We start from the raw sequence: 17,603 nt of genomic DNA on the forward strand, positions 1-17,603 counted from the left end.
TTATGATGCAGGGTGAAATTAATGCTGTATTTGTTTCAATTCCAGAGATGGTGCGATTGATAGTGCGTATTGCTTCCAGTTTTTGCGCTTGCCTCCTATGTTTCAATTCCAGAGATGGTGCGATTGATAGTAATGAGCAAATCAAAGAGCTTGTTGATAGTAGTGTTTCAATTCCAGAGATGGTGCGATTGATAGGGTGACCAGCATATTTGCGAACCTTTCAAAAATTACGTTTCAATTCCAGAGATGGTGCGATTGATAGTTAGTGCCATCAAGGCTCTGAGCTGCTTTAAGCGGTTTCAATTCCAGAGATGGTGCGATTGATAGTTGATCATTTCATCATCTTTGGCACCTTCGCCAAAATGTTTCAATTCCAGAGATGGTGCGATTGATAGAAAAGACAAGCAGATAATAAGACCATTCTTTCCTGGGTTTCAATTCCAGAGATGGTGCGATTGATAGCCCGGTCTTATGAGTGCGAAAGTCAGGTGATCGCTTGTTTCAATTCCAGAGATGGTGCGATTGATAGTTAAGGTTGTTGAAAAAAGATTTATTCCGCTTGTTGTTTCAATTCCAGAGATGGTGCGATTGATAGCAGCTATGTGCTGGATCTAAATGCTTCCGCGGCAGTAGTTTCAATTCCAGAGATGGTGCGATTGATAGGCAAGGCGGTTGATTTTGACGTTAAGGGCATGACAGGTTTCAATTCCAGAGATGGTGCGATTGATAGGTTAAATTTAAAGTAATGGAAGCAGGAACAAAAGAAGTTTCAATTCCAGAGATGGTGCGATTGATAGATACATACTCGAGAAAGTTGCTGAAACCCTAACCGGGTTTCAATTCCAGAGATGGTGCGATTGATAGAAGACAGCATTATCAAGGAAAAGGAAACTATCTACGTTTCAATTCCAGAGATGGTGCGATTGATAGACTCCAAAGATTTTGCACAATGGTTTGAACTTAACTGGTTTCAATTCCAGAGATGGTGCGATTGATAGTGTAAGGTTGAAAAACCTGACCCGCAATGTCCTGAAGTTTCAATTCCAGAGATGGTGCGATTGATAGATTCAATGTCAATCATTAAAATGCACCTGAAAAGCAAGTTTCAATTCCAGAGATGGTGCGATTGATAGTCTGTAAAAGAATATCAACGGCTTTGCGGTATCACTGTTTCAATTCCAGAGATGGTGCGATTGATAGATTGTTCTTTTGCCTGTGTCCTTTGCCCGTTTATTAGTTTCAATTCCAGAGATGGTGCGATTGATAGTAGGCCAATCTATTCAAGCAGGTAAGTGGAGTAATAGGTTTCAATTCCAGAGATGGTGCGATTGATAGCCTGCATTAGCGACATAACACCATTGCCCCATTGTGTTTCAATTCCAGAGATGGTGCGATTGATAGGAGAACAGACACAGCAGGATGTATAAAAGTAGTTTCAGTTTCAATTCCAGAGATGGTGCGATTGATAGGTTCAGGTAAACGCTGTGGGCTGCTGCGGCTGTTAGTTTCAATTCCAGAGATGGTGCGATTGATAGGTGTATTGATTTTGCTGAACAAATGCGGTGCTATCAAGTTTCAATTCCAGAGATGGTGCGATTGATAGAAAGGATACGGGCTGTGGAAGGACGATTTTGTCAGCAGTTTCAATTCCAGAGATGGTGCGATTGATAGCCGGATCTCAAAGAGCGTAGCCGTTTTGTCAACATCTGGTTTCAATTCCAGAGATGGTGCGATTGATAGATTTTATAAAGTGCTGATAATTAAAGATATAAAAACGTTTCAATTCCAGAGATGGTGCGATTGATAGTTTATTCCGCTTGTTTGGAAAATATTTGCTATATTGTTTCAATTCCAGAGATGGTGCGATTGATAGTTATGTAAATATAGAAAGAAGCGCAAATACCAAGGGAGTTTCAATTCCAGAGATGGTGCGATTGATAGCTATACTGCCTATCGTGATGACAGCCGGAATTTGAAGTTTCAATTCCAGAGATGGTGCGATTGATAGCGAGGCACAGGGAATGTTATTGACATCGAGTACAAAAGTTTCAATTCCAGAGATGGTGCGATTGATAGACTTTTGAAAATAAATGATTATATTTATACCTCGTAAGTTTCAATTCCAGAGATGGTGCGATTGATAGACTGTGTTTGTAGCCTGTAAATCTTTGGTAAGACCAGTTTCAATTCCAGAGATGGTGCGATTGATAGCCGTCCAAAATTTTAAAATTACGCTCTGTTTATCAGAACTTTACCTTTATAATTTTGTACTTTTTTGTCATCGGTTGTAGTCGATCGCCAATGACTGCTTTTTACCCTTTCTTCGACTACATTAATAATATGCACATTTTCAGCGTACTAACAAAATTCTAATGTCCTGTCGATCACGTTATATGCATCTAATGTTAATGTATTGCAGGCAACGACAACCCTCAAATGATAATATCTAAATTACTCCGCTCATTTCCAACTATTTCCTTGTACAGCCATTTGCTGTCACGCGATTTAAAAAATATCAAACTGTCGCACTCTTCATCCATAAATGCCCTGGCCTTACTTTTTAACTCTTCCAGCTTTACTTCGCTAATCTCACCTTCAAATACCGAATTCTGAATCCAATTCAAATATTTGCGACACAATTTAAGCATTTTTCCAACACGTTTCTCACCAACATCATAAACCAATATCACATACATGCAATTTCTCCTTCCTACCACCAGGCTTTAAATGGTTTATACTCCTCAATTTCAAGTATATGTTTGCTTAGCTTGTAACATTCCAGCTTGATCAGATGCCGGTAACTTACACTCCGCTTTAACGTTCTGTGCTGAATGGTCTCATTCAACTTCTCCTCAAAAGAGGAAATAAATGTCTTTTTCCCCTTTTCGTTCAGGATAACACGGTTAAGCTTCTGATCAAAATCTGTGCTTTGTATCTCTCTTTTATTCAGCACTTTAAAAATCACCCGATCAACCAACAGCGGCTTAAATACTTCGGCAAGATCAAGAGCCAGCGAATACCTGCGGTCGCCCGGACTATGCAGATAGCTTATCGTAGGATTCAATTGTGTTTGATGTATCGCCCTTAAACATTGGGAATAGCACATCATATTGCCAAACGAAATCAACGCATTTATTTCGTTTTGTGGAGGTTGCTTTGTGCGGTTTCCCATCTCAAAATTATTGATAATGAGATTAAATGCTTCGTAATAGTATTGCCTGATGTTGCCTTCTAACCCCATCAGTTCATCGGTCTTTTTACATAAACCGATTGAAGATGCAAGATTTTCAATCGCGGAAATTATCTCTGAAAGATCCTTGCCCCGGTTATGATAGTACTTCAGGTTTTTTATCATATTGTAACTGGCCCCATCAATAAACTTGCGGGCAATTTCAATCCTTTTGGCTGAATTGGTGTATGTCTCCACCTGCTTTACAATCATTCTGCCTGATAATAATCCGTCGCGAGGCATAAATGAACCGGTGTAGTTTTCGTAATAATCGAAAAAGTGAACACTTATTCCATTCTTACCCAAAAAGTTATACAAACTGCTATTGGCCTGAAGTGAACCGAAAGTGTAAAACTCCGCCACGTTTTCTACCGGAAGATAGCGGGGCGGACCTTCGTTGCCTTCTTCATCCGTAGGAACAAATTGCAGGGTGTTGTCTTTGCGCGACAGATTCCCGGGATTAAACAAGTAGTAGGTCTTCTTCATATGAACAATATAAACCGGTTCTCAGCATCCTTGCTAAGTTGATAATTCTGTACTGCGCTGAAAAAATACAATGACAATACCGCAAAAGAACGTTCCTGCATCATCATTCTTCACCACTCCAGCAAAAATCATAATAAGAGCAATGTTTGCAAATGCTCATTTTTTCTTTTTCCGGGCAATGTCCTCTCTGGCATATTTCCTCAATTTCGGCCATAATGCCTGGAAACTCCGCCCTGTCAACATCACTCAGAAATATTTCTTCCGTTTTTCTGAGTTTGGGGTATTCAAGTATTCCGTGACTGGCTTTGATGCCATGCTGCTCAAAAACCCACAAGTAATACCTGAGCTGCATTTCATGTGCAGCTTCAATTTTGTCTGACTTTTTTATTTCGTGAATCACCCCTTGCCGTGCATCGTAATAATCTACCTTAATTCCACCGATTTCTACCTCTTCGTAACGGTTGCTGCGGGAAGGATAGGATGTTTCATGGATAAGTTTTCCCATTTCAACCAGCTCTGAGGTATGTTCCATTTGCATACCGTTGGCAAATAACCACAATTTGCGGTGGCAGATGATGTAATAGCTAAAGTGGGTACCGGTGATGCGCATCTTTTATAACAGGATTAGCAGGATTCATTTCTTTAAAGAGGACCTACAGGATTAACAGGATTAGCAGGATTCAATTTTCTTTGGTACCATGACTTCTTGTGGAGGGACTGAAGTTTTGGGATAAAAAAAAAGATACTTTCAGGGGCAATCATTTTCTTCGTTTTCTTCAAAGGCGCCGCATTCAAACTCATCGCTGTCTTTCTGATCGTTGCGGTTAAGGGTGCACAGTATATTGTCTTCCCAGTCATCAGAAAGGTAATTGCGGCAACGGAGGCAAAGGTCCGGAATGGGAATTTTCAGCGGATCAATGCGTGTGCCGTCATCGTTGAAAAATCCGCCAATAAAAGGCTCCGGCATTTCATCATCTTCCGGTTCAGGGGCATCCGGACCACAAAGAAAGCAATCGTCACCATAAGGACAGGTTTCGTTGTCCCCGGTACACCACTCCATTTCAAACCCACCCAGCGGCAGATACTGAATGGTATCATCCCAATGGAATATAATCTGATCGATAAATGCATCATCCGGAAAATTATCCGGCAAATCGATAATATCTATATTCAGCGCTATAAACAGCCTTTTAAAAGCATCGGCAAGCGCCGGCCAATCCTCATAGGTTAACTCAAAGGATGGCGGGAATTCTTCATACGAAATCCCGGTAAGCGCTTCCAGGGTGGTAAAGGGCGATAACGCCAGTTCCGCCATATCCGGCATATCTTCCAAATGCGGGGGCACTTCATAATATGGCGCGGGAGGCGGATCATTGATCAACGCCTCAATGTCGGACAACAGGTGGGGGAGGTAGGGGTGCATGAGGGGGCGAGATTAAACTAAGCCAACTCTGCATAAGTGAAAATATGCAGAGTTGACCTTGGAATAGTGTTAATCATTATAATTGATTTTCGTAATCGAAAGCCATCATCAGGTCGATGAGTTTTTGCTTGGCTTTTTCCAATGCATCGTAGGTTTCTGATTTAGTTCGGATGTAGCCACCCGCCGCAAGTGAAACATAAGTAGAAACGCCATCCAATTCTTCTTCAACAATCGGATAGGCTTTGTTTTCTTCCTCCTCTGATAGTTTGGCACGGATGCTGGCAGCAATTTTGTTGGCATTATCGCTGATGGTTATGGCTAAAGTTTCCATCAAACTAAATGTACGTGCCTGATTTGATGTAATGCTCCATTCTATAATGGCTTCGGCCAATGCTGGTATTAATTTTTCGCGAACAGTCACTGGCGCAACCAAACAAGGTCCAAAAATATTAGCCGATGGTATCCATTCTGCTTCGCGTAAACGGGCTTCGGTTTCTGGTGATATTTCGGGTTCAAAAGTATTTAAGGTTACAGAAAATAACCGGCGCAAGTCGATAGCAATATCCTGAACGAATAAACCTCCAGCACGACGGTTGTCAGGAATCCATTTACGGCTCAAACTACGATCTTTTCCGGTGAGCAATGCTTCAATTTGTTCAGTCGTCAATGCTTCTCCTTTTTCATTCCGAACAATTACCTGATTATTTGGGCGGTCACTACGATCAAAAGAGATGTTTTCACTATCAACACCAGCCAAAAGCGGATGCAATCCACGCATTGCCGAGATTGAAAGTGGACTTCTACGTTTTACAGTTTTTTCATTTCCTCCTTTTGCCGCTTTCATCCATCCGCCAAATAATTGATCTGGATATGCGGGATCGCATGTTGTAAAAACTTCCCCTTCCTTCAATTCACCTTTGGTATTGACATCGAATAGAAAGGTAGTTGGAGCAGGTTGCTCGCTAATCAAGTTGCTCAGTTTATCGAGAACCGAACGTTTTATTTGTTGACCACTTGAATAGGGAATGCGGCGGTTAAACTGTGAGTCGTAGTAATATTTTTGTCCGTCCTGAACACAAAAAACAGTGTGTTCTGCTCTTTTAAGCGTTCTGATGTAAATAGTTGTCATGATATTGATTTTTTAAATGATTTATGAATTCTTTTCCTGATAAGCGTAATCGAATTTTAGCAGTACAACAAAGTAGCCAAAATCTTCAGCAGTCATTAAGTGTACCTTGTCGCGCAAGGTTTTGAAGGTTTCCAACAATTTTGGATCAACATCTTTTATTAATGTTGCCAATCCATCTAAAAACTGTTTTTTTGTTTTTGCCTGAAGCAACTCATTTTCTAATAAGTTAGCCCTATCCCGTTTTTTTGCATCAGCTCTGTATTCTTTCAGAGCTTTTGCCACCTCCTCGGAATAATGGAGGTCTTCTTGTTTGTTTTTTGTAATCATTGCTAATAGCCAAGTTTTATAGGTTCGAAATGAAATTATATTCTCGTAATTTTTTTGATTTGCTTTTTGCTTGCGCTCTTCAAATGCATCGGGTCCTTCGCCATTTTTCTCTGTTACGGAAGTTGTTGAAAAATTAGGCATTTTGGCCTTATCAAAATATTCACGAAGACCGTGAGGTTCCAAAGCTTGTAGCCCTACTGTCCCCAATTCACAAGCGCGTTTAATATGAATCCCGAACATGTTTTCGTAGTCTTTCTTTTGGGTAAGAGCATCGCTTTCACCAAAAAGAATTTTGTAAATGCTCAAAATAGATCTTCCTTGATAAAACCGGAAAGGAATAAATCCCATGGTTTTGTTGGTTTGACCTAAACTATAGATATATGCGGTAACTGTTTCATTGCTTAGTTTTTCGGTAAGGTTAAAATAGAGCTTTGCCCAAAAAATTGTATTTATTACTATCTCTTTTTCGTCTTGTTTAAAGAAGTTGCAATTCGATAAAAATCCAAAATCGGGATTTTCTTCATAATCAAGACTGTATGCAAAACTTAACCATTGCCCATTCCATGAGTTAATTTTGTTTCCAGCAAGTTTATCCAAAGTAGGGTCATTTAAAAATTTTCTATAAATTTTCCAGCCATCATAAATAGTTAGCAAGATATGAGGATGATCGAAAAAAATAGAATACCCGCCAGCGACACCAACCCCTAAACCACCACCTATCCAGGATAAATAAACCTCTTCGGCATCGGTTTGTAATTTCAGATCGGTTACCAAGCCAGATGTTGTAGCAAACTCCTTTTCTTCAGAAGCGGGAAAGCCAATGGCTATACTCGCATCTCTGTATCCTGAATCGATGTTGTCATGCAGGTTTTTAAGTTTTTCTAATCGCTCATTGTGTGTTAAAAGTTCTGGCTTTTGTCCTTTTTTCATCTGAACAAATGGTGAATTTTGAACCCATAACAGGTATTTCGGATGATCATAGAATAGTCGGAAGAATTCTTCATCAAAGAACTCTTTGGCCGCGTATTCTTTCTGATATTTTTCATTCCAGGCGTTCAGAAACGTTCGCCCAATGGATGCTGCAATCATAGTTTATAGTATTTGATAGTTTATATCTGATTTAGATGTTTTCAATGTTTCCAAATTCAGCCCGGCTTCTTCAGAATAGGCCGAATCGGGTACAATAAACGGTTTGTTCCCTTCCCTCAATTGATTAAACTTATGTACCGACCAGTATCTAATAGGTATTTCCATTTGCATCCGAACCTCGAAGTTGGCCGTTAGATAGGGTTGTTCATCGGCTTCCACAATACAAGTTACACTGTCAATCTCCAACCGTTCAAGTAAAAACGATTTAGGGCGGTGGGTCAGGCGGTTGATCGTCCATTCTCCAGTTTTCTTAAAAATGGCATGTTCTTCAATTTCGGGCATTTCAATCTTAGGGAACACATTATCTATTTTTCTCTGAATGTCACGTTCGTGCAGAACTTCACCATTGGGTAGTTGGCCAAAGCTATCTTGCAGAATTTTCAAATCGTAGGGTTTGGCTTCATCAGTGGTTTCAGGGGGTTGTATCACATACACTGGTTTCCGAATATCTTTTGTTTTTTCATTTCTTATCCGGTTGATCCGCCCAAAACGTTGGATTAAGGCATCAAGTGGGGCGCACTCTGTCACCATTAAATCGAAACTAATGTCGAGGCTAACTTCAACAACCTGTGTCGCAACCACAATACAAGTTTTGGTAGAGGTGTTGAATTCCCCTGTTGTTCTGCCATTTTTATCTTTTCCAATCAGTTGCTTTTCCTTTTGTTCACGAGCCCCACGCTTAAAGCGGCTGTGTAAAAGAATAGCCGGTATATTTGGATGCAATTGTGTAATGGAATAAAAAGCCTGTTGTGCCGACTGCACCCTGTTACAAACCAACAAAACCTTTTTATCTTCATCGATTGCCTGATTGATCAACGGGAAAGCCGATTCCCATGAATCAAGTTTATGAACGGTGTGCCTATCAAATTTGTCCAGTTCTTCATCGTCAAGTTGCACTTCAAATACATTCTCTTTCCCCAATAATTCAAGAATCTGATTGTACAGGAAAGTGGGCATGGTGGCTGTTCCAATGTGAACGCGGCATCCCAAATCTTTCAGAACATGAACGATCTTTAAAACAATAGCCCGGGTAATGTCGGTATAAGTGTGGATTTCATCCAAAATCACATCGCACCCTTTGATGTCGATTAATGTAGCTTCGTATCCGCTTGTTCCGAAAACGATCCCGGCAATCTGATGTGGGGTTAATATTTTGATGGATGAACCAATATGTCCTTGTATGATTTTCTCCTCAATTGAATTTCCTTTAATCGCCAAAGTAGAAGCAGAGTGCAGCAATCGGATATCCAGTTCCGGGTTATCACTAGCCAGATCGTTCGAAATCCGGTAAAACATGGCATTAATTGAAGCCTGAAACGGAAGCGTATAAAACACACGTCCTTCGCATCGCCGAAAAAGAAAATCAGTTTTCCCCGCTCCGGTGCAAGCTACCACAATAGTATGAGGTTTATCAGATTCTGCCGATTTTAACGAAAGCGGATAAAGCGGATGAGTACGGGCGAAAAAATTTAAATTGGGCTTTTTAAACAACCGTTTTGAATAAATTTCTGTTTTATCGATTAGTGCTGAAGCAAAATGGTCGGCAGCCTGCAACAGTCCACGATTCATGGAATAACCTTTTTGCTTAAAGATCTTCAGGCAATAGTCGTACACAAAGAAGAATTTCGTTTTTGCTTCCTGTTTTGAGATTGGGTTTACAACAATTCCTAACTCTGCAAGAATATCCAATGCCTTAGTACTCCACCCCTCCCAATCTCCAGCATGAAATTCGAATATTTCTTCCGGCTCTCTTTCTTCGGTTAAATCCAACAATCCTTTATCACGAGCGTCTTTTCTGATAGACTTGTGATGGGCAATTACCATATCAATCATGGCAGGTTGCATCTCATCAGGAAACAAAGACAGGAACAGGCAAGAGCTGATTTCGTGGCGAAAGGGCAAATCACCCATGCGGAATTCTCCATCCATCCTTCGTTGAAATTCAGGATGGGCTTTGCCAATGTCATGAAGAATGGCGCCATAACGAGCTAAAATAGGATCAACACCTACTCCAATAGCTACTTGTTCAGCAACAACAGCTACCTGTTGCAGGTGGGTAACCAATGGGGTAAAGTCAGGTTTCCCTTTTGCTTTGATTTCAGGCCAAATCATTTGAATTCGTTTTTAACCGGATTGCCAACTATCTTCAGCCAACCATACATTGGTTTGTTTCCATCCATTCGGTTATAGCCCACTAAAAAAGATTGTTCGTTCTTTTCCACAATTAGCTCGAAGCCATAAAAGAGCTCATCATTGGTGTCGAATTCTTCTTCTGGAACCTCAATTATTTCGTCTTGAGGATAAAGTACATCTTCATTTCGAGCCAAACAGATGTGTTGAGCTGAAGCCTTTTCAGCATCTTCCAACATTTCGAAAGCAAGAAAAAGAACGGGGTTCACCATCACGCCACGAGTTAATATGGAATAAGGACGTTCAATTGTCCGATTGTTTGGTTTTCCTTTTTCATTCCACCCACGTGGTTGAGTTTGCTCCTGTTGTTGTGATATCTGTTGATAGGTCAGTCGGTGTCGTTTGATTTTGTAGATACCGAAATCAGTGTTCAACAATTCAGGAAACAGTTTTCGTTCAATACCTGCTAAAATTGATGGAGTCAAAAACTGCTGACTATATGTTTCGCTATCTCTTACTGCTGTCCAGGGCTTTATAAAACCGAATGGCCCAGCATATTTCACAACGTATAACATTTTTCTCCTTTTTAAATGATTCATTTGATTGCCCCAAATCCGATTCCGGTTGAATTACCCAATCCGACGTTCCAGGCAAACAGTTTTGTTTCCGATTTTCCTTCAATGATTACAGGACACCAGTTGGCCCGGTTTTTAATACCGTTATAATTTACCAACTTAGATGAAGCCTTGTTATATGTGCTGTCAAACTTAATGTTCAGTGTATCGTCGCTTATCCCTGCTTTTTTCATCTTTGTCTGTAAGGTATGCTCCAGATATTCTCCCGATTTGGGATCAGTATATAGAATATGTTCAACCTTATCTGATACCTGCCTTTTAATGAAAATCGGACTGGCAACGAAAAAGTGATTTCTATTTTTTAAATCAGGATCTTCCTGAATAACTATTTCAACTACTGATAAGCCATCGAATATCTGTGGGTCTGACTGTATTCCAGAAATCATTTTCTTGATCAAATCAATACTGTGGCTGCTAAAAAAGAAGGATGTTCCATTTTGAAATAGTAATCCTTTTGAAGTCGCTTTCCCATTTTCTAAATTGGAAAATGAATAGAATGATAATTTCCCGTGTTCATCATTCAAGCCCAGCCATTTATGAATTGTTCCAACAAGTTTGGGCTGATGATCAAATGGCACAAAGATTCCATTTCCATCTACTTTTAAATGTATTCTCATGATTTTATAGTTGTTAACAAAAATTTACCTCAAACACTCACCTCCACCCAAACCCTTCCTTCTTCCTCTTCCTCTTCATTAACGTATGCAATGGTTGCGCTTACGTTTGCTTGCTGATCCATCATTAAGGCAATCACGGGATTATGCCGGCGTGGGATGTATCCGATTTTTTGCCCCATAATGTAAACAGCTATGGCATCGCGGTCGTACTTATTTTCGGGTTCACGCTTCAGCCGGGCTTTATCCCCGGGTTTTATCCTGTTTTCAATCTTTTTTCCATCATAGTACCTGTAACCGGCTACCGGCATTATACCGAGCGAACCGGGTTCCGGTTTCTCCGCCGGTTTTTCATCAGCACGCTTTCCTGCCAGCCAGAATCCGCCGGATACTGCCAGAATCTGTTTCAAAAATTCCAGTCTGTTCATACATCAGGGCATTTATTACGGTACAAAATAATACCCTGATTTTGACAATTTCTGTCACGAAATGTCTTTTTTCAGATTATTTTTCAAATTTATCAGGTTGTTTTCCAATTTACTGATGATGTGTTGTTTAAATTCATCGGGTTCAATCTGAAAAATTTCGCCCAGCAATCCCGAAACAAAGCGGCCAACGCCGTCGTAACTGCATACCCCGGCTTCAAATACCCAGTGATTGTCATTTATACATTGCAGATACTTTTCGGCCAGAGGGTACTCTTCTGTAAGCAGGCTGGCCGCCCTCAGACTCATGGTAAGCTTAACCGGAAGTGATTCGGTGCTGCTGATCCTGAAAACATCAATACGGGCAGTTGCATGCCGCGCCTTTGATTGCCAGGGTGTTTCACAAACTTCCACACCGTTCATGCGCGAAATTTTAAACAGTTTATTGGTTTCAGATACTGTATCGAATGCCCACACCTGAATGTAATTGGTGGTAAAGGCAAATGGCTCTATCAGTCTGTCGCTCACCCTTTTGCTGTTGGCAGAACTGTATCCCCTGATAATTACCTGTTTTTCTTCTTCCATGGCTTCTACCAGGGCATTGATGTTTCTGGCATTTTTTCCCTTTGAAACCGTATCGGCCAGGATACGGTAATTGTAGACTGTATAGAGTTTCTTTTTCAGGTTTTGCTTGATCAGGTTATTTTCGTCAATGCTTTCTATGGCGCTTTTAAGCACCCAGGCTTCTTCTTCGGTAAAATGCACCAGGTTGCTGATCTCTTTAAAATATGGCGAGGATTTATCAATTCTGAAATAACTGCCGTCTTTCTTAAGCACAAATCCTGCTTCACGCAAGGTATCAATGTACCTGTAAACGGACCTTTCTGTGATCCCGAGCCTACCCGACAGATCAGAAACCGTATTGCTCCGGTTGGAGGTCAGAAGCATCATCAGTCTGAGCAGTCTTTCCACTTTTGGCTGATCCATTTTATGACAGGTATTTTACAGAATAATATTCATTTTCTTTAATTTCCATCTATCTTCACACATCCGAGGCCCAGGGCGTTTTTCTCACCAAACCCGGCTGTATAACCAGTATAGATCAATGGCTGAGGTGCGGTAATTTCAAAATCGAAGGTATATCCCTTTATTTTAGTCTGATGGGGAGTCCCCGCTTTTATCGTGATCAGGTGACTCCGGGGTGTATTCAGAATTTTTAACAGCATGGCTGAATCATCCTCTGAGTTTGCTGTCATTGCTCCGATAAGTCTGTGTGTCAGCGCTGCAGTATATTTGTTGATCAGGTTGTCAAAGAATATTTTCTGAAAATCATTGTGTTCCGGGGAAAGATATTCAGCATTCCGGCTATCATGTCTCTCTTTTGATACCAGAATCGGCGATATACATTTGAATTTCATGGATCCGCTGAAACCGGGATTTGGAAGAATCTCAACCGATTCCACCCTAAGGCCGGCCGCCGATAATTTATCTCCTATACGAAATCGCTGCCCTCTGAATAACCCTGCAATAAACGTTTCCAGGGCAAGCGGAGCCATAAATGAAATTTCCAGCCGGCATTCTCCCTTCAAAATTGAAAGCCTGTCACCTTCTACTTTGAATCCTTTTTCAGGAAACTGAAGCTGAGAGAAACAAAACAGCTTGTACTGTTTGAGACCTGTTTTAAAACCTGAATCGTGCAGAAAACCTGCAAATTCATGATTGCCCGAGGCAATGGTCCGGTAGATCCAGGCACTCAACGGATAGGAGTAGTTAACCGGAATTACATTCCCATGTGGTTCGTCGGTTCTAATATTCAAGCGGATACGCATACTGTTATAACTATAATTTTCTGTTATATTTCTTTGATCGGTAAGCCCGGGAGAGAATGTCCTTTCTGAAGTTCCCGTATTTATTGCATCTCCTCTATTGCTTCCTTATGAATAGTGAAAGCCAAATTTAACTAAATATTATATTTCAGCGAATAATTATCTGCACAAAAAATTTTAATCTTCTCAATTTTTTACTTTATACCTCAATGCCCCCGGATAAACTACCCGGATCTCTTGTTGGCTTGATTTTAAAGGTTCGGAATTACTTTGCATCTGCAAGTTAATTCATACTTATTCTTTTGCCTCCGTAGCGGAATAAAGGTTTAATCCGGATCCAGGGGAATTTATCAGGAATGGAGGCAGAGATGTCGGTGACTTAACCTGTTTATATATATTTATTCCACCGTCACCACCGGCCAGGGCCGGGCGGTTTTCCAGGCGCCCCGGGTGAAGTCGGGAATGTCCACGCTTCCGCTGCGCTGATTTACCGATTGTTCGCTCAGGGGCACTATGCACGACCAGGCGGCCGCATCATAAACATCCTGATCAAGCGGAAGTCCGTTGCGCAGACAATAGATCAGCCGGTAGTCCATAATAAAGTCCATGCCGCCGTGGCCACCGACTTTTTTCGCTTTCTCACCGATCTGTTTTACCAGTGGGTGCTCATATTGAGCGATCAGCTGATCATAGGCTTCGGGTTTCAGAAACTGATGGGCGTTGGGTTCCAGGGCAATGGCGGGGCGGGGCCATTTGCGGGCCATGCCTTTGGTTCCGCTGATCAGGTGGAGGCGGTCGTAGGGCCTGGGACTGGTGGTGTCGTGCTGAACCATCAGGGTGCGGCCGTTAACCGTCCGGATCAGGGTGGTGTTCATATCGCCGAGCTTGTATTCTGCCAGTGCTTCGGGTGAACCGGCACCGAACTTATCCTCCGCATAAAGGCTTAATCCGGCCTGTTTGGTCGACATGGAGGTAAGGTAATCGAAACGGTCGCTGCGGTTGATGCCCATGATCTGGGCGATGGGTCCCAGTCCGTGGGTAGGGTAGAGGTTTCCGTTGTGTTTTTTGCTGTATTCCAGGCGCCAGAAATTGTAATAGCCGCCCTCGTTTTGTTTCAGGAATTTCAGCGACCTGAGGTCGTGGATATAGGCGCCTTCGGCATGGAGGATTTCGCCGAAAACATCATTGCGCGCCATATTGAGGGTGGCCAGTTCAAAAAAGTCGTAGCAGCAGTTCTCGAGCATCATACAATGCCGCTGCGTAGCTTCGGCTGTATCCACCAGCTGCCAGCACTCTTCCATGGTCATGGCGGCGGGCACTTCCAGGGCCGCATGTTTGCCGTGTTTCATGGCGTGAATGGCAATGGGGGTATGCAGATACCAGGGTGTGCAATTGTAAACCAGGTCAATGTCGTCGCGTTCGCACACTTTCATCCAGTCGGTTTCACCGGTGTATTCCGCGGCGGGTTTATGCCCGGCTTTGGTGATTTTATTGTTGGCTTCCTGCACAAAGGCCGGCACCAGGTCGCACACGGCATTGATTTTCACTCCTTCGATCTGAAGCAGACGTCTAACCGCATCTTCACCGCGCATGCCCAGACCGATCACGGCGATACGTACCGTTTCGAGCGGTTCGCAGGCAAGATCCATCACGGATTTATTCCCCGAAGGTCTGATTTCAGCATATCCTTCTGGTTTTCCTGCAAAAAGTTTGCCCGTGGTTCCGAGTCCCAAAGCGGCGGTTCCCAATGCGGCAAGGCGCAAAAATTCGCGGCGGCTGTTGTCGTGCTTCTTCATAAAATATTTTATTAAGTAGCAAATGTACTAAAAATCCCGGCTTATACAATCAGGGCCGGAATTCTTTCAAAAATATAGAATAATCAGTGAATTAGCGGTTTATTCGGATGCCGGAATCCCGGGTTATTTCCATTTCAGGGTTTCGAGCATATGTTGGATATCGCCTTTAAGGAATTCAATGACCGGCGCCAGGGAGTCGTTGTTGGGCAGCACGTTAAAGTAGAGGGCTCCGCGGATAAAATGGCGGGTGCTGTCGGTGGCAAAAAACTGATAGGGGGAGGCGGCCCCGGCCCCTTTGATGTCGTAGATCAGACCGTGAACCTCTAAGGCTTCGTTGTCAATCCTTATTTCGTCTATGGCGCTGGCCTTAGGGATGTGCTTCATCACCAGCTGATGGGCATCTTCGGTAAAGGTGCTCAGGTTATTGTCAACGGCTTTATAGCTCAGGTGAATGCGGCCTTTATATGCCGGAAAGTCGATATTGATCCAGTAAGGTTCTTCACCGGCATTCGGATCACCGGTAATTTTCGCGTAAACAGGGATTTCAAACGTATAGGGATAGATGCTGTCGAGCAGGCGGTATTCCCTTTGGGGGAGGTCGATGCGGAAGTAGCCCCTGGGCTTGGGAACCGGAGGATCGCCGCATGAGGTCATCATGGCTGCGAGCAATACTGCAACCAGCAACTGAAGGGTTATCCCGGTTTTATGCATTGTGCTGTTCTTTGGTTTTAATCTGTAACAGGCAATTCGGTGATGATTACCTTAACCTTTTTGATCCGTCTCTTATCAACGGTTTCGGCCTGAAAAACGTATTTGTCGAAGGGGAAAGTTTCAGTGGTTTCAGGGATTTTCCCGGCAAGTTCAAGCATCAGCCCGGCCAGGGTATCCGATTCCCCCTTGGCTTCGTCAAAAATCCGGTCTTCGATGCCCATCGTCTTGCAGAAGTCGTTGAGCAGGGTTTTTCCCTCAAAGATATAGGTGGAATCATCAACTTTCGTGTAATGGATGGCATCGCTTTCGCTGTCGAATTCATCGTTGATTTCGCCCACGATTTCCTCGAGGATATCTTCCATGGTCACCAGTCCGGAGGTGCCTCCGTATTCATCCACTACGATGGCCATATGGATTTTACGTGACTGAAATTCATGCAGCAAGTCGCTGATCCGTTTGTTTTCAGGTACGAAGATAGCCGGACGCTGCAGTTCCTGCCAGCCGAAGCCGTTGTCTTTTTTCAGGTGAGGCAGCAGGTCTTTAATGTAAAGGATACCGGTAACATTGTCGAAACTTTCGCGGAATACCGGCACCCGGGAGTAGCCGGCGTCGAGGATGATGGAGATCAGCCGGTCGAAGGGCGTTTTTTCATCCACGGCAGTGACATCCAGGCGTGAGCGCATGATTTCCTTTACCGCGATGTCGCCGAATTTTACGATGCCTTTCAGGATTTTCTTTTCTTCTTCAGGGGTCTGATCATCGGCAGAAGTGATGTCGAGGGCTTCCGAAAGATCGTCAATGGTGATTTCGTGTCCTTTGCGTTCAATCCTTTTGTCGATCAGGTTGGTTGATTTCACCAGCAGGGAACTCAGGGGGGAGAATATGCCCCTGAGGACCAGCATAGGCTGAGCCATAAAATATGCCACTGCAACGGCATACTGGGTGGCAAAGATCTTCGGCATGATTTCTCCGAACATCAGAATCAGCGCCGTAACAACGACTACCTGAACCAGAAACCCCAATACCGGGGAACCACTGAAATCGAACAGACCCATCATCAGGTAGGAGGAGATGATGATGATGGCTACATTCACAAAATTGTTGGCTATCAAGATGGTAGCAAGCAGTCGTTTGGGCTTTTCCAGCAATTCACGGATGATGCGGCTTTTCTTTCCGGTATCCGTCTTAAGGTCGTTCAGCTGATTGGGACTCAGGGAGAAGAATGCAATTTCGGATCCGCTGATGGCAGCCGACAGGATCAGAAGAAGAATGATGAGGATGAATCCGGCAATGATGCCGGGGCTGACGGGGCCTTGAAAAGCGCTGAGTAATAAGGTAAACGCCTGTAAAGAAGGATCAAGATCAGGATCTTCCAATGCTTGTGTATTTAAATGACTGATTTGTTGATCAGTGCTGCAAAATTAATAAAAATTCATGGAGAATTTAAAAATGGTTATCAGGGGAGGTGCTGAAATTTGTTTCCTTTTCTAAACTGGATAGCGGGTTTTGGAAATATGGGAACTCCTTTGATGAGGTAATTAAATATAATTCTTTATTGAAAGAGTTATTTTTATGAACCGCAGCGGGCTGTGGAGAAGGTGAGTAATGGGGAAGGGGAGAGGGAGGGAAAGGGGAAAAGTTTCTGGTTAAGGACGTCCGCGCCAACCGTTTCAAGGAACCACCTAACAGGTTTTCTTTTAACCTGTTAGGTGTGAAAAAGACG

The 17,603-nt window shown here is 42.8% G+C and carries 15 protein-coding genes and 1 CRISPR repeat array (1 of these 16 running past the window's edge); all 15 genes read right to left on the reverse strand.

Translation table 11 applies throughout. The features are described 5' to 3' along the window. Window positions 1–2,211: a CRISPR direct-repeat array (repeat unit 31 nt; unit sequence GTTTCAATTCCAGAGATGGTGCGATTGATAG) (it extends 4,204 nt beyond the left edge of the window). Window positions 2,212–2,432: 221 nt separating this feature from the next. The 15 genes from cas2 to gldE all read right to left on the reverse strand — a co-directional run bounded on the left by cas2 (window position 2,433) and on the right by gldE (window position 17,256). Next, entirely contained in the window at window positions 2,433–2,696 is a 264-nt protein-coding gene (gene cas2 / locus TBC1_RS11735) for a CRISPR-associated endonuclease Cas2 (RefSeq protein WP_062042530.1), read from the reverse strand. 14 nt (window positions 2,697–2,710) lie between these two features. Next, complete coding sequence (gene cas1b, locus TBC1_RS11740) at window positions 2,711–3,715, reverse strand: type I-B CRISPR-associated endonuclease Cas1b (RefSeq protein WP_062042533.1); 1,005 nt, start codon at window positions 3,713–3,715, stop codon at window positions 2,711–2,713. 103 nt (window positions 3,716–3,818) lie between these two features. Then, entirely contained in the window at window positions 3,819–4,325 is a 507-nt protein-coding gene (gene cas4, locus TBC1_RS11745) for a CRISPR-associated protein Cas4 (RefSeq protein ID WP_062042536.1), read from the reverse strand. 138 nt (window positions 4,326–4,463) lie between these two features. Further along, window positions 4,464–5,138 (reverse strand): hypothetical protein, encoded by a 675-nt coding sequence (locus TBC1_RS11750; RefSeq protein ID WP_062042538.1) that lies wholly within the window; start codon window positions 5,136–5,138, stop codon window positions 4,464–4,466. 76 nt (window positions 5,139–5,214) lie between these two features. Further along, window positions 5,215–6,267 carry a CRISPR-associated protein Cas7 gene (locus TBC1_RS11755; protein WP_062042541.1) on the reverse strand — a complete coding sequence of 351 codons (1,053 nt, stop codon included), beginning with the start codon at window positions 6,265–6,267 and terminating at the stop codon, window positions 5,215–5,217. A gap of 21 nt (window positions 6,268–6,288) precedes the next feature. Further along, a complete protein-coding gene (locus tag TBC1_RS11760) occupies window positions 6,289–7,683 on the reverse strand; it encodes a hypothetical protein (protein ID WP_062042544.1) in 1,395 nt (464 codons plus the stop codon). 3 nt (window positions 7,684–7,686) lie between these two features. Next, window positions 7,687–9,855 (reverse strand): CRISPR-associated helicase/endonuclease Cas3, encoded by a 2,169-nt coding sequence (locus tag TBC1_RS11765; RefSeq protein ID WP_062042547.1) that lies wholly within the window; start codon window positions 9,853–9,855, stop codon window positions 7,687–7,689. Beyond that, window positions 9,852–10,448: a hypothetical protein gene (locus tag TBC1_RS11770; RefSeq protein ID WP_062042550.1), complete on the reverse strand. Its 597-nt coding sequence runs from the start codon at window positions 10,446–10,448 to the stop codon at window positions 9,852–9,854. The genes TBC1_RS11765 and TBC1_RS11770 overlap by 4 nt, the downstream gene beginning before the upstream one ends. A 20-nt stretch (window positions 10,449–10,468) precedes the next feature. Further along, window positions 10,469–11,125, reverse strand: a complete 657-nt coding sequence (gene cas6, locus TBC1_RS11775) for a CRISPR-associated endoribonuclease Cas6 (RefSeq protein ID WP_062042553.1) — start codon at window positions 11,123–11,125, stop codon at window positions 10,469–10,471. Window positions 11,126–11,154: 29 nt separating this feature from the next. Next, window positions 11,155–11,550: an HIRAN domain-containing protein gene (locus TBC1_RS11780; RefSeq protein WP_062042556.1), complete on the reverse strand. Its 396-nt coding sequence runs from the start codon at window positions 11,548–11,550 to the stop codon at window positions 11,155–11,157. Window positions 11,551–11,604: 54 nt separating this feature from the next. After that, window positions 11,605–12,534: a helix-turn-helix transcriptional regulator gene (locus TBC1_RS11785; RefSeq protein ID WP_062042559.1), complete on the reverse strand. Its 930-nt coding sequence runs from the start codon at window positions 12,532–12,534 to the stop codon at window positions 11,605–11,607. 38 nt (window positions 12,535–12,572) lie between these two features. Next, window positions 12,573–13,376, reverse strand: coding sequence for a CRISPR-associated endoribonuclease Cas6 (gene cas6, locus TBC1_RS11790; protein WP_062042562.1), 804 nt, complete (start codon window positions 13,374–13,376; stop codon window positions 12,573–12,575). 395 nt (window positions 13,377–13,771) lie between these two features. Further along, window positions 13,772–15,169: a Gfo/Idh/MocA family protein gene (locus TBC1_RS11795; RefSeq protein WP_062042565.1), complete on the reverse strand. Its 1,398-nt coding sequence runs from the start codon at window positions 15,167–15,169 to the stop codon at window positions 13,772–13,774. A 123-nt stretch (window positions 15,170–15,292) separates the two neighbouring features. Then, a complete protein-coding gene (gldD, locus tag TBC1_RS11800) occupies window positions 15,293–15,880 on the reverse strand; it encodes a gliding motility lipoprotein GldD (protein WP_062042568.1) in 588 nt (195 codons plus the stop codon). Between the two features lie 17 nt (window positions 15,881–15,897). Next, the gene (gene gldE, locus TBC1_RS11805) at window positions 15,898–17,256 is read right to left on the reverse strand and encodes a gliding motility-associated protein GldE (protein ID WP_062042570.1); all 1,359 of its coding nucleotides are present in this window, start codon (window positions 17,254–17,256) and stop codon (window positions 15,898–15,900) included. Window positions 17,257–17,603 lie beyond the last annotated feature (347 nt).

The organism is Lentimicrobium saccharophilum (assembly GCF_001192835.1).
GTDB classification, from domain to species: Bacteria; Bacteroidota; Bacteroidia; order Bacteroidales; family Lentimicrobiaceae; genus Lentimicrobium; species Lentimicrobium saccharophilum.

Coding starts and splice junctions, on each gene's coding strand:
- TBC1_RS11770 (WP_062042550.1), bottom strand. CDS start 10,448: ATGTTATACGTTGTGAAATATGCTGGGCCATTCGGTTTTATAAAGCCC.
- TBC1_RS11760 (WP_062042544.1), bottom strand. CDS start 7,683: ATGATTGCAGCATCCATTGGGCGAACGTTTCTGAACGCCTGGAATGAA.
- gldD (WP_062042568.1), bottom strand. CDS start 15,880: ATGCATAAAACCGGGATAACCCTTCAGTTGCTGGTTGCAGTATTGCTC.
- cas1b (WP_062042533.1), bottom strand. CDS start 3,715: ATGAAGAAGACCTACTACTTGTTTAATCCCGGGAATCTGTCGCGCAAA.
- TBC1_RS11785 (WP_062042559.1), bottom strand. CDS start 12,534: ATGGATCAGCCAAAAGTGGAAAGACTGCTCAGACTGATGATGCTTCTG.
- TBC1_RS11765 (WP_062042547.1), bottom strand. CDS start 9,855: ATGATTTGGCCTGAAATCAAAGCAAAAGGGAAACCTGACTTTACCCCA.
- cas4 (WP_062042536.1), bottom strand. CDS start 4,325: ATGCGCATCACCGGTACCCACTTTAGCTATTACATCATCTGCCACCGC.
- cas6 (WP_062042553.1), bottom strand. CDS start 11,125: ATGAGAATACATTTAAAAGTAGATGGAAATGGAATCTTTGTGCCATTT.
- TBC1_RS11750 (WP_062042538.1), bottom strand. CDS start 5,138: ATGCACCCCTACCTCCCCCACCTGTTGTCCGACATTGAGGCGTTGATC.
- TBC1_RS11755 (WP_062042541.1), bottom strand. CDS start 6,267: ATGACAACTATTTACATCAGAACGCTTAAAAGAGCAGAACACACTGTT.
- cas6 (WP_062042562.1), bottom strand. CDS start 13,376: ATGCGTATCCGCTTGAATATTAGAACCGACGAACCACATGGGAATGTA.
- cas2 (WP_062042530.1), bottom strand. CDS start 2,696: ATGTATGTGATATTGGTTTATGATGTTGGTGAGAAACGTGTTGGAAAA.
- TBC1_RS11795 (WP_062042565.1), bottom strand. CDS start 15,169: ATGAAGAAGCACGACAACAGCCGCCGCGAATTTTTGCGCCTTGCCGCA.
- TBC1_RS11780 (WP_062042556.1), bottom strand. CDS start 11,550: ATGAACAGACTGGAATTTTTGAAACAGATTCTGGCAGTATCCGGCGGA.